Source organism: Bacillus cereus (genome assembly GCF_015071065.1).
Lineage (GTDB): Bacteria > Bacillota > Bacilli > Bacillales > Bacillaceae_G > Bacillus_A > Bacillus_A cereus_BA.
The window spans coordinates 155,986-168,683 of record NZ_VOVA01000005.1 but is presented as its reverse complement, the minus strand read 5'-3'; the positions used below and the strand labels follow the sequence as shown (position 1 = coordinate 168,683).

Below are 12,698 nucleotides of genomic sequence, written 5' to 3'. Positions count from 1 at the left end.
GGAGATTGATTAATATGAAACTAGGTTTAATTGGATTAGGAAAAATGGGATTCCCATTAGCTGAACACTTACATGAAGACAAGCATGAAGTAGTTGTATACGATGTAAATAATGAGCTTGTTGAAAAGGCAGGGGAATTAGGGATTACTGCTCGTCATACGTTAAAAGAAATGATTGCTGAACTAGAAGCACCTCGTACAATTTGGGTAATGGTACCTGCAGGAGAAGTTGTCGAGTCAGTACTAAAAGATGTATATCCATTATTAGAGGAAGGCGATATCGTTATTGAAGGTGGAAATTCATTCTATAAGGATACGTTGCGTCGTGCTGAAGAAGCGAAAAGCTTTGGCTTACATTACGTAGATATTGGTACATCAGGCGGTGTGGAAGGAGCTAGATACGGTGCGTGCTTAATGGTTGGTGGAGAAAAAGAAATTTATGATCAACTAGAACCTTTATTTAAAGACTTAGCAGTAGAAAACGGTTATTCTTATGCAGGCCGCGTTGGAAGTGGCCATTTCTTAAAAATGGTTCATAACGGTATTGAATATGGAATGATGCAAGCAATCGCTGAAGGATTTGAAGTGTTAGATAAAAGTGATTTTGATTTCAATTATGAAGATGTTGCAAAAGTATGGGCAAATGGATCAGTTATCCGTGGTTGGTTAATGGACTTAACTGAAAAGGCATTTGCAGATGATCCGAAACTTGATGGTATTAAAGGTGTAATGAACTCTTCAGGAGAAGGGAGATGGACTGTTGAAACTGCGCTTGAATTACAAGCTGCAGCACCAGTAATCGCAATGTCATTATTTATGCGCTACCGTTCACAAGAAGATGATACATTCCACGGAAAAGTGGTTTCTGCACTTCGTAATCAATTCGGTGGACATGAGGTTGTGAAAAAATAGGGAATATTAGTTTTGTGAAACTCATACGAAAGTATGAGTTCTTTTTTATTTCTCATACTATTTTATGAAAGCTATTACCCCTTTTTACTGTATTTTGTATAGAAATTTCTGATAATATATAAATATAACTTGAAAACAAAGGGGAGAAATAATTATGAAACTAGTCGTTATTAACGGTACACCAAGAAAATTCGGTAGAACTCGCGTCGTGGCAAAATATATTGCAGAGCAATTTGAAGGGGAGTTATACGATTTAGCAGTAGCGGAATTGCCTTTATATAATGGGGAAGAATCACAACGTGAATTGGAAGCAGTTAAAAAATTAAAAGCTTTAGTGAAAGCAGCAGACGGTGTAGTACTATGTACACCAGAATATCATAATGCGATGAGCGGAGCGCTGAAAAATTCGTTAGATTACTTAAGTAGCAGTGAATTCATCCATAAGCCCGTCGCATTACTAGCAGTTGCTGGAGGAGGTAAAGGGGGAATAAACGCATTAAATAGTATGCGCACTGTCGCTAGAGGTGTTTACGCAAACGCAATTCCAAAACAAGTCGTGCTTGATGGATTACATGTGCAAGATAGTGAACTTGGAGAAGATGCAAAACCATTAATTCATGATTTAGTTAAAGAATTAAAAGCATATATGAGCGTATATAAAGAGGTGAAAAAACAATTAGGAGTTGAGTGATATGTCCTCTCTTTATCATGATTCTCGCTTGTATTACATTCTAGGAGCCAATAGTTTATCCGCTATTGGTTCCGGGATTGTTATGATAACGATTCCGTGGTTGTTAATTAAGGAAAGTGGAGGAGAGACAACGTTTGGTTATGTTTCTATCGTTGCGACTCTCATAATGTTTTTATTAACGCCATTTATTGGGCAAAGTATAGATCGTTTTTCAAGAAAATCTTTGTTGTTATGTAACGAAGGTATTGGGATAGCGATTATAGGAATGATGGCTATTTGGGGATTTGCTGGGCAATCATACAATTCTATTCATTACATCATTATTTATATAGCAGGTTCTTTCTATTATCTATTATTCTATCCTACAATTTTTGCATTCAACCAAGAAATATTTCAATCTGAACATTATAAAAGTTTAAGTGGCACGATGGAGATACAAGGACAATTAACGCAAGTTATTTCAGGAGCGGCTGCTAGCTTTTTAATTGAGATTATTTCTTTGAAATGGATCTTTTTAGTGGATATGTTAACTTTTGTAGGAGCATTTTTTCTTTTCTTATGTATACCGTATGTAAAGAAAAAAGAAGTAAAACGGAAAGTAACATTTAAGAAGCAATTGTTCGAAGGAATTCACTTTATGAAAAAGCGCCCTAAGTTATTTTGGTTTTTACTAGCGACTTATATGCCGTTTATCGGTGTCATGATGGCAAATTATTTAATCCCAGTATATATTTCAGATATACTCAAAGCTAGTGCCTCTGTATACGCAATTGAAGGTATGATGTACGGTGTCGGAGCGGTTCTTGCAGGAATAAGTATTCCAATCATGATGAAATATGTCAAAATAGAAATTTCAATCGTTATGACGATGGTTATTTATGTAATTTCAATTACCGCAATGATTATTGAGCCTTCCATTATGTTATTATATGGACTTGCGATTTTTCATGCGATTGGAAATGCTGGAACAAGAGTGGCGAGAAATGTATTGATGATGGAAGAAATCCCAAATGAAGTAATGGGACGTGTGGACAGCTTATTTCGATTAATTGGTACAGGAATTCGAATTGTATTATTAATGTTGTTTACGGCAGGCGTATCTAAAGCAGGGGTAATGATCCTGTTTTACGTACTAAGCTGTATATTGATCCTATCATTAGGGATTGCTTTTTATTATGTAATTTCAAAACGTAAAATGGAAGCGAATGTGTCTACTAAATCAATTGTTTAAAAAATACTTCTGCCTCCTTTTCTTTTTCTATATAATAAAAAGAAAGGGAGTGCTAACTTATTTATGAACAAATGGATATTGCTTATAATCTTATTACTACCTCCGCTATACATCATTTATATGACGTTTCGAATGAATAAAGTTGCTCGTGAAAAATTGAGTAATCACTCTCCATACGTTCTTATATTAGGTGCAAAGTTATTTGGAGATAGACCGTCTTTATCTCTTCAAAATCGTTTGGATATAGCGTTGGAATATTTACATGCTCACCCTGAGGTGAAAGTAATTGTTTCAGGTGGTCAAGGGGAAGATGAAGATATACCGGAAGCTCACAGTATGAGAAACTATTTAATGGTACATGGTATAGATGAGAATCGTATTTTAATGGAAGACCGCTCTACAAATACGTATGAAAATTTAAAGTTTAGTATGGATTTATATGATGTAAAGCATGCGGTAGTTGTAAGTAATACGTATCATTTATATCGAACGAAAATAATTGCAAAGCATTTAGGGATAAAGATGGAAGCTTTGGCTGCTGAAACACCGAGACGCTCTAAGAAAAAAGCGTATGTGCGTGAATATGCTGCAATTATGAAAACAATATTGTTCGACCGTTAGAGCTCAAATGAGAGCTCTTTTTTTGTATAATAAAGCGTATCATTTGAAATGAATGCTATATTCCATCAAAATAAAGGAAACAACATGAAAGGAGTTGTGTCTGTGATTCAATTTAATCATGTGTCAAAAGCGTATGAAGATGGCACAAAAGCAGTGGATTCATTGCATTTAGAAATTAAAAAAGGAGAATTTTTTGTTCTCATTGGTCCGAGTGGTTGCGGGAAAACAACGACAATGAAGATGATTAACCGTTTAATTGAAACGACGGAAGGATCAATTTTAATCGATGGAAAAGATATTCAACAATATAACATAAACGAACTACGTTGGAATATAGGGTACGTGTTGCAGCAGATTGCGCTGTTTCCACATATGACAATTGCTGAAAATATTGCAGTTGTCCCTGAAATGAGAAAATGGACCAAAAAGGAAATAAAAGCACGTGTCGATGACTTGCTACAGATGGTTGGGCTCGATCCAGATGTATATCGTGATCGCATGCCAGATGAATTGTCGGGAGGGCAGAAACAACGTGTTGGTGTCGTACGGGCATTAGCCGCAAACCCGAAAATTGTACTTATGGACGAACCATTTAGTGCGTTAGATCCGTTAAGTAGGGAGCAGCTTCAGAAGGATATCGTACAATTGCAAAAAAAGATTCAAAAAACAATCGTGTTCGTAACGCACGATATGCAAGAGGCTTTATCACTTGGTGATCGTATTTGTGTAATGAAAGAAGGAAAAGTTGTTCAATTAGATACACCAGAAGGAATTATACATAACCCGAAAAATGAGTTTGTAGAGGAGTTCATTGGAAATCGTGGACGACCTTGGTATGAGGGGAAGAGTATAGAAGAGCTATTGCCGCTAGACGAGGGGATACGAGTTGAAGGGAATGCTTTATCTTTACATTCGTCATTACAAGAAGCACTAGTCCGCTTACAAACTGAAGAGTCAGTGCCGGTTGAAGAGCATGGTCAATATGTTGGAGCGTTAACAAGTCGTCATATTGTCAATTACATTGTTGAACAAATGAAGGAAAGAGGCTAAACAGTGACTGATTTTATTCAAACGTTCCAAGAACGAAAAGTAGAATTGCTAAGTGCATTAAGTGAGCATTTACAAATATCGCTTATTTCACTATTTTTTGCAGTAATTATTGCAGTGCCGCTCGGCATTATATTAACGAGAAAAGAACGAATGGCTGAATTTATTATAGGGACTTCTGCTGTTATGCAGACAGTGCCCTCACTTGCTTTACTTGGACTATTAATTCCGTTAGTAGGAATTGGAAAACTGCCAGCTATAATCGCATTAGTTGTGTATGCACTATTACCTATTTTACGAAATACATATACAGGAATACGGGAATTAGATGAATCACTTATAGAAGCGGCGAGAGCTATGGGGATGAATAGCTGGAAAAGATTATGGAAGGTAGAGCTTCCGCTCGCATTGCCAATTATTATGGCTGGTATTCGTACAGCGATGGTATTAATTGTTGGAACGGCTACATTAGCTGCTTTAATAGGCGCTGGTGGGCTTGGTAAGCTCATATTATTAGGCATAGATCGAAATGACCATGCGCTTATCATTTTAGGGGCCGTACCAGCTGCGTTACTCGCTTTATTCTTTGATATAGTACTTCGTATACTTGAGAGCCCGAAACGCTCTTCTAAGCGCGTTATATTGACGATATGTATAGTTGTAGTAATGATAGCTGCTCCATTTCTTTGGAATACCGAAAAGAAAGACATAGTTATTGCTGGTAAACTTGGATCTGAACCAGAAATATTAATTCAAATGTACAAGCAACTTATTGAACAGGATACAGATTTACAAGTGGAATTAAAGCCGGGCCTTGGAAAAACAGCATTTGTATTTGAAGCGTTAAAATCAGGTGAAGTAGATATATACCCGGAATTTTCAGGTACAGCTTTATCTACTTTCGTGAAAGAAGAACCGAAAAGTACAAATCGTGATGAAGTATATGAACAAGCTCGTATTGGAATGGAAAAGAAATATAATATGGTTATGTTAAAGCCAATGGAGTATAACAATACATACGCACTAGCCATGCCGAAAAAAATAGCAGATCAAAATAACATAAATACAATTTCTGATTTAGGAAAAATTGCACAGGAAGCTAAAGTAGGATTTACATTAGAATTTGCTGATCGTGAAGATGGTTATAAAGGAATGCAAAAATTATATAACTATAAGTTTTCAAATGTTAAAACGATGGAACCGAAACTGCGCTATAGTGCAATACAATCGGGAGATGTTAACGTAATCGATGCATATTCAACAGATAGTGAATTGGAGCAATATGGGCTTAAAGTGCTAAAAGATGATAAAGGACTATTCCCGCCTTATCAAGGAGCACCATTATTAAGAAAAGAGACGTTACAGAAATATCCTGAACTCGAAAAAGTATTAAATAAATTATCTGGAAAGATTACAGATGAAGAAATGAGAAAAATGAATTATGAAGTAAATGTGAATGGGAAAAGTAGCGAAGAAGTCGCAAAACAATTTTTACAAAAAGAGAAGTTACTTCGTTAATTTTACAATAAATATACAATTTTATATGTATGAAATGACCGTTCATTACAAAATGAACGGTTTTTTTGTGCATACTTATACATTTTTTCAAAAAAGTATTCCATTTTTCTTCATTTTCTTTTAGAATAAGTAATGTTTTCCTGAAAAAATATAAGAGAAACGTCTATTAGAGAAAAAGGTGACTTTAATAGTTGAACGAACATAACACCTAGAATGACAGATGGGGTGGTACAAATAGAAAAGAAGTTAGGATTTTTTCCGTTAATCGCATTAGTAGTTGGAACGATGGTTGGTGGCGGTGTTTTTAGTTTACCGCATGATTTAGCAGTAGGAGCAAATAGTGGTGCAACGATAATTGGTTGGTGTATTACAGCAATGGGAATGATTCCACTTGCGCTCGTATATCAAACGTTAGCAAGACAAAAACCGGAGCTTGAGGGCGGAATTTATAGTTATGCACGAGCTGGATTCGGTGAATATATTGGTTTTAACAGTGCTTGGGGATACTGGCTAGCAGGGATTTTAGGAAATGTTGCAACAATTATGTTACTGTTTAGTACATTAGGTTACTTCTTCCCAATTTTTAAAGGCGGAAATAATGTTGCGTCAATCGTAGGTGCATCACTTTTATTATGGACATTGCATTTTCTAATTTTATTTGGAATTCGTGAAGCTTCCATTATGAATGTTATCGCAACGATTGGGAAATTAGTCCCGATCTTATTATTTATTGTCGTGATGGTAACAGCGTTTCGCTGGGATACATTTACACATGACTTTTGGGGCGAAGGAACTATCTCAGTTTCCTCTGTACTAGGTCAAGTGAAAAATACAATGCTTGTAACCCTTTGGGTGTTCATTGGGGTTGAAGGAGCAGTTGTATTATCAGGAAGAGCTAAAAATAGTAGAGACGTTGGAAAAGCGACAGTACTTGGACTTATTTTAGTAATGTCTATTTATATTTTAATTTCTGTTCTGTCAATGGGAGCCATGACAAGAAAAGAACTTTCAGTATTAGAGACTCCTTCAATGGGACATGTATTAGAACATGTTGTTGGGCCATGGGGTGCAATGGCAATTAATATTGGATTAGTTGCGTCACTTGTAGGTACATTAATTGGCTGGTTTTTACTTGTTTCTGAAATTTCTCACGTAGCAGGAAAAGACGGCGTGTTTCCGAAAGTCTTTACGAAAACAAATAAGAAACAAACGCCGCATATGGCATTGTGGATTTCAAATATCGTTGCCCAAACTATATTTATAATCGTTCTGTTTTCACAATCGACATATCAAATTATGTATTTTATTGCGTCAACATCTATATTACTGCCGTACTTATTATCAGCGCTATTTCAATTGAAATTAGTCATCACGAAAGAGCTGAAAGTTGCGAGAGTAAAAAATGGATTGTTAGCATTAATTGCTTCCCTATACTCTGTATGGTTAATTTATGCAGCTGGTTTAAAGAATTTATTGCTTGTTTCAATCGTATATGGTATTGGGATTCTCGTGTATATGTTTGCAAGAAAAGAAAAAGGGAATCGTTGTTTTGCAGGCAAAGAGCGATATGTGATGTGGGCAATTGTTATCGCAGCTATTACATCACTTTATATGTTACTGACAGGAACTATAAAAATGTAAAAGTCCTTTTAATTTAAAGGGCTTTTTTCCTTGTCTAGAGAATATTTAATACATAAGATATTCAGGAGGGATGAAAATGGAAGAAAAAGAACAGTTGTCTAGAATTATGGATTTAGCTAGTGATTTAAGGAAAGTATTAGTACAAGAATCTTTTTTTAATCATCATCCTGAACTTCGAGGCGTGATTGAAAATTTAGCGAGTTCTGTAGAGAATTTGGCGAGTTTGCAGCAAAATAAAGATGAAAATGCCGAAGATCGATTACGGTACGTACTTGCTAAAATGAAAATCGCTCATAATGCCATTTTACAAGAAAAAAAAGCATTTCCTTCTCATTAATATACGTTTTAATTTTGAACCTGACGGATGACGTCAGGTTTTTTATTTCTAGTTTTAGATTGTAGTTCATACAATAAGAATAGTATGAAAAAAAGAAGGTGACTACGTTGAAATTACATAAAGCTCTTCATCCAAGTTTTATAAAGCGAATGTATTATATGAGGTTTATTGGGAAGTTTGCAAAAGCTGAGGGAGAGAAGAATGGAGAAAATTTCTTTGTACAATGTCTTTCTTCAATACCTTTAACTTTACAAGAGTTATTTCCGACTGGAAAATATTTGTTTGAAGGATTATGCAGTAATAAAAAGAATGAAAAAATCTTTACTGATTTAAAGAAGCATAAATTAGAAAAGCAACTGGTTATGTTTCGTCTTTATTATGATCGTGGAAATTTATTTCTGGAATTAATATGCACAGAAGAGCCTCGGGAAATAGCATCTTCATATAAATTGATTCCTTCACCAAAGGTCTCAAATTATAAAAAGAGAGCGTCTTTGGAACGGAAGTTAAGCAACGGTTATTTATCATTTCTTATGCCTAAATTACCAAAAGACTTTGAGCCTCCAGAATTATTGTGGCATGAAGGAAGGCTATATGGAAATTTATCGTTAAAATCATCAATAAGTTCAATTTCATATTTTGAGCAAAGAAAAGAATGCAAATATATTGAAATAAACGATTGGATGAAACATGTAGAAATAGCAGTAGATGATCATTTATATTTTGTAAGTGAAAATGTGTATGACCAACTAAATAAACGAATTGCTGAAGAAGGTAAGTTAGTTGAAGTAGAAGATATTAAAATGCAAAAGGATGACTGGGAATGGGATGAGCGTGAATCCTCTTTTTTGCAGTATGTACAAAGTATGGTTCGTAATAAAGGGTTATATTTGGATGATACAGATATATATAATTTTCACATTAGTATTAAAACCAATATGTTAACAATTGTTGGTGGTATACCAGGTGTTGGGAAATCACGCTTTGTGCAAGCTTATGCAGAATCACTTGGGTTACGTTATGGGGAAGAATTAATTTGGATTCCGATTTCACCATCGTATCAAGAACCACATGATATTCTCGGTTACCTTCATCCGAATGGTAATTTTATTGAAAGTGAAACGAAGTTAGTTCGGACATTGTTAAAGGCTAAAGAAAATCCGAATCAATTGTATATAATTGTGTTCGATGAAATGAACATGTCACATATTGAGCATTGGTTTACTCCGTTTCTATCCGTTCTTCAACTTGAAAAGAAAAATCGTATTTTGAGTTTGTATGAGAAAGTACAAGAAATAGAAAATCAAATTCCACCTTCAGTGGAAATTGGTGAGAATATTATTTTCGTAGGCACTGTAAATTTTGATGAAACGACGAAAGAGCTTTCCGATCGATTATTAGATCGAACAAATTTGATTACATTACAAAAAATTCCGTTTTGCGAGATGAGTATAGAACATGAGAAAGTTGTTCAGCAACCCCCGTTGAAAGTAACAACGGGAGAATTTCGACTCAATTGGTTTAGGAATAAAGAGATGATCGAAGTGTATACTGAAGAGGAATTAGAGTTATTGGATAAGTTACATGATGTATTATCATCACACGATATATCAAAAGGAATTTCTTTCCGATGTGCAAGCGCAATCGCTACGTATTTGCAAAATATACCGTTCCAAAATAATCAATCCTATATGATTAGCAGGGAAGAAGGTTTTGATTTGCAAATAAAGCAGCGTGTATTAACGAAATTAAGGGGGACAGAAATGACAGTGGGCTCTCTACTTTCTGAAGAAGCAAAAAGGGGAGCGACATTGATACCACTTTTACAGTCTCCGCTTGCAAATCGTGTATCTACATTTGAACATTCTTTAGCTTATATAAGACAAAAGCGTAGAGAACTGGAGCTGTATGGCTATGCAAAATGAGGAGCGTTATGAAACAGCAATCGTCGATACGAAAGAAACGCTCCCGTTTGTATTGAAGCTAATTATTGGTACTGAGGGGAAAGGCGATTTTATCCTTTTAAACCGGCTTTGTACGTCTACTACAGCATTAGTTCAATGTATTTATAAAGTACAGGAATTAAAACCACTGAAATTGCATTTCCATTATCAAAATCCAATGGATATTACATTCATATGGAATAAAGTATATGAGGGACAAAAGAATATAAAAGAGTCACAATATGAATTAAATGAAAAAAAACAAAGAGTATTAGTGTATGAACATGGAAAAACTGAATTTTTTTACCCTTGGCGCTGTGGCTTATATCATTTTGAAGTGCGTATAGAAGATAAAACTTATTATGGTGCGTTTCAAGTTGTTCCTAAAAACTTTTTTGATGACCAATTTGAAATGATTCAAGATTATGTAAAGTCAATTTTAAATGAGTTAATTTTAGATAGAGGTTATTACAAGAAAACTTTCTCAGCACTTAGCGATATTGAAGATTCTTCTTATTTGGTATTGTTAAGAAAGTTGCCACAAAAAATGAAAAGAATAAAACAAATTTTTAAGAAAGTAGAATCGAATGCGGAATTTGTACACGAATATGATTGGGAAACGAAAGAGCGGAAGACAACGAGAAAAACTGCCATTATGACAGAAAGAAAGCTTTATGCGAAATATTACAACCGTAAATTTAAGGAGCAAAAAAATAGTATTGAAAATGCATTTCTTAAATTTAAAACGATGCAATTCTATTATTATTTACTTGAAGCAGAAAGTTTTTTACGTAAAACTATTGAAATACTAGAAGGAGAAAAGAAGAAAAAGTCAGACGAATTTCAAGCTGTTAAAACAATTATGAAAACGATTGAACGAAATGGATCCGTGACGGATAGGGAAAAACAAAAATATAGAAATCTACATTTATTGAAAGAAGCAGATTTACGGAAAAGTTCTGTGAAAATACAAGAATATAAAATATTAGCTCATATCGTATATGAAAGTGTGCAATACTTTCGAAATTTATTGTATTCTCCATTTTGGAGGGAAGTTTCTGAAACAGCTACCATTAATTCGAGCACTTTATCTATACCACATCAACAATTAATCCACCATTTAGAATTGTTACCGCAACATACGGAGCAACCGCCATCTTTATTATTCGTATATAAACCAACGTTTTTAGTGTATGAGTATTACGCTTTTTTTATCGTTATTTCTATATTAGAACAAATCGGATTTGAAGATAAGAATCCTATCCGTGAACAAATACAAGAACATTTTTATTTAGACGGATTACAAGATGGAACGACAGTGATTTTACATCGAGATGATATAAAAGTGCACGTCGCGTTTAATGATTTAATTGAAACACACCCTCTTATTGCACTAAGCAAAGGAAGTAATTTTTATAACGGAGAGGACACAAAGAAGCCGGATATTCGTTTAGATTGTTATGTAAAGGCAGAAGAGAAGCATGTATATAAATCTTCTATTATTATCGAAGTGAAATACAGCCCTATGTACAATATTTTTCAGCCTGTCGGTAATACGAAAGCAACTGAGCAAATGTATAAATACTGGTCTATTAAGTATGTAGAAGAACAGAATGGTAAACGAATTTTTAAGCGAAGAGCGATTTATGAAGTGGTTTGTGTATATCCAGGTAGCCATATGCATAGTAAAAAAATTGAATCTGGTTGTGGAGTATTTTTACAACTATATCCATATAAAACGAAACAGGGAGAAGAGAAGTTGGCTGGGAAGCATGGGATGATTCAAATTTTTGAGAAATGGTTAAAAAGTAATAAAATGTAAAAGGAATCCTTTTTAATGAAGGATTTCTTTAGGTTAAGAAGAATTATATGCCATAAGGAAAGAAGCGTAACATGGGGCGAACTTGAAATGATAAACAGCTTTCATTAGAGCAATTAACTTTCTTTGTATGTATGATTGTATAAGAAAGTAAGAAATGGTACATGCGGGGGAAAAGAGTGTGAAATAGGAATTTAATTCAATTTGCAGAATATAATAAGACATAAATATTTTTAGTTGCATACGAAGATTTGTTCTTATATGATAGTAAGTGAAAGCGTTATCAAAAACAGAGCGGCGATGGGAAAGGCGGTTAAATATGTTCCAGCGTGTTCAAACAAAGGAAGAACATTTTTGGTTCGAGCAACTGTGGGGAGATTTTTGTGAAGAAAGAAACTTAATGTTTGTAGAACGTAATTTAAATCCATCACGATTTTTATTAATAGAAGATGAACATCATATTGGTACAGTAGAATGTATTAAGTTTGCAGTACCTGAACAATCAAATTCTGAGTTTTTCTATCCGTTTTCTAAAAATGATTTAGTGAAAGATTTGAAAAATGTGTATGAAATAGGAAAGTTAAGTATTGCGAAAACGTCTCGGGGGAGAGGACATTTCAAAAGGCTGGCAGCTATTTTATTTATACATGCGTTAGAGACAAAAGCCGAATGGTATATTGCAGCAGTTACAAAAAGAATGTATATGTATTTACTTACACTCGGTTTTCCAATTGAACCGATAGATAGTCCATTCCAGTTTCATGATACTTTACAAGGTGTACCAGTGCGAATTCATGCTCGAAAAGGGGCTACACATCTGTATTCTTTGAAAGAATTCCGTGATATTATTCAAGGGAATGCTCATGCGCAGGTACTTATTGCAGAATACAGTAAAAATATTATGTTAACAAAATGAAAATATATGAATATGTATAGTAT

Annotated in this window: 11 protein-coding genes; all 11 read left to right on the top strand. The window is 34.5% G+C overall.

Features of this window, described 5'->3' with window-relative positions:
- Positions 1-14: 14 nt before the first annotated feature.
- The 11 genes from gnd to FT637_RS16200 all read left to right on the top strand — a co-directional run bounded on the left by gnd (position 15) and on the right by FT637_RS16200 (position 12,675).
- Positions 15-911 (top strand): phosphogluconate dehydrogenase (NAD(+)-dependent, decarboxylating), encoded by an 897-nt coding sequence (gene gnd / locus FT637_RS16250; RefSeq protein WP_002136122.1) that lies wholly within the window; start codon positions 15-17, stop codon positions 909-911.
- A gap of 154 nt (positions 912-1,065) precedes the next feature.
- Entirely contained in the window at positions 1,066-1,602 is a 537-nt protein-coding gene (locus FT637_RS16245; RefSeq protein WP_002031805.1) for an NADPH-dependent FMN reductase, read from the top strand.
- A 1-nt stretch (position 1,603) separates the two neighbouring features.
- Entirely contained in the window at positions 1,604-2,833 is a 1,230-nt protein-coding gene (locus tag FT637_RS16240) for an MFS transporter (protein WP_193647164.1), read from the top strand.
- Between the two features lie 63 nt (positions 2,834-2,896).
- Positions 2,897-3,454 (top strand): YdcF family protein, encoded by a 558-nt coding sequence (locus FT637_RS16235; protein WP_193647163.1) that lies wholly within the window; start codon positions 2,897-2,899, stop codon positions 3,452-3,454.
- A 102-nt stretch (positions 3,455-3,556) separates the two neighbouring features.
- Entirely contained in the window at positions 3,557-4,504 is a 948-nt protein-coding gene (locus tag FT637_RS16230) for an ABC transporter ATP-binding protein (RefSeq protein ID WP_193647162.1), read from the top strand.
- A gap of 3 nt (positions 4,505-4,507) precedes the next feature.
- Positions 4,508-6,019: an ABC transporter permease/substrate-binding protein gene (locus FT637_RS16225; protein WP_002085827.1), complete on the top strand. Its 1,512-nt coding sequence runs from the start codon at positions 4,508-4,510 to the stop codon at positions 6,017-6,019.
- Positions 6,020-6,232: 213 nt separating this feature from the next.
- Entirely contained in the window at positions 6,233-7,660 is a 1,428-nt protein-coding gene (locus tag FT637_RS16220; RefSeq protein ID WP_002085826.1) for a basic amino acid/polyamine antiporter, read from the top strand.
- Between the two features lie 76 nt (positions 7,661-7,736).
- Positions 7,737-7,997 (top strand): hypothetical protein, encoded by a 261-nt coding sequence (locus tag FT637_RS16215; RefSeq protein ID WP_002085825.1) that lies wholly within the window; start codon positions 7,737-7,739, stop codon positions 7,995-7,997.
- A 107-nt stretch (positions 7,998-8,104) separates the two neighbouring features.
- Complete coding sequence (locus FT637_RS16210; RefSeq protein ID WP_193647161.1) at positions 8,105-9,922, top strand: AAA family ATPase; 1,818 nt, start codon at positions 8,105-8,107, stop codon at positions 9,920-9,922.
- Positions 9,912-11,762 carry a hypothetical protein gene (locus FT637_RS16205; protein WP_193647160.1) on the top strand — a complete coding sequence of 617 codons (1,851 nt, stop codon included), beginning with the start codon at positions 9,912-9,914 and terminating at the stop codon, positions 11,760-11,762. Before FT637_RS16210 ends, FT637_RS16205 begins: the two co-directional genes overlap by 11 nt.
- A gap of 316 nt (positions 11,763-12,078) precedes the next feature.
- Complete coding sequence (locus tag FT637_RS16200; RefSeq protein WP_193647159.1) at positions 12,079-12,675, top strand: hypothetical protein; 597 nt, start codon at positions 12,079-12,081, stop codon at positions 12,673-12,675.
- The last annotated feature ends 23 nt before the right edge of the window (positions 12,676-12,698 follow it).

Excerpts from the sequence above, each read along its gene's own strand:
- gnd (WP_002136122.1), top strand. The coding sequence starts at position 15 with ATGAAACTAGGTTTAATTGGATTAGGAAAAATGGGATTCCCATTAGCT.
- FT637_RS16220 (WP_002085826.1), top strand. The coding sequence starts at position 6,233 with ATGACAGATGGGGTGGTACAAATAGAAAAGAAGTTAGGATTTTTTCCG.
- FT637_RS16245 (WP_002031805.1), top strand. The coding sequence starts at position 1,066 with ATGAAACTAGTCGTTATTAACGGTACACCAAGAAAATTCGGTAGAACT.
- FT637_RS16200 (WP_193647159.1), top strand. The coding sequence starts at position 12,079 with ATGTTCCAGCGTGTTCAAACAAAGGAAGAACATTTTTGGTTCGAGCAA.
- FT637_RS16205 (WP_193647160.1), top strand. The coding sequence starts at position 9,912 with ATGCAAAATGAGGAGCGTTATGAAACAGCAATCGTCGATACGAAAGAA.
- FT637_RS16240 (WP_193647164.1), top strand. The coding sequence starts at position 1,604 with ATGTCCTCTCTTTATCATGATTCTCGCTTGTATTACATTCTAGGAGCC.
- FT637_RS16235 (WP_193647163.1), top strand. The coding sequence starts at position 2,897 with ATGAACAAATGGATATTGCTTATAATCTTATTACTACCTCCGCTATAC.
- FT637_RS16215 (WP_002085825.1), top strand. The coding sequence starts at position 7,737 with ATGGAAGAAAAAGAACAGTTGTCTAGAATTATGGATTTAGCTAGTGAT.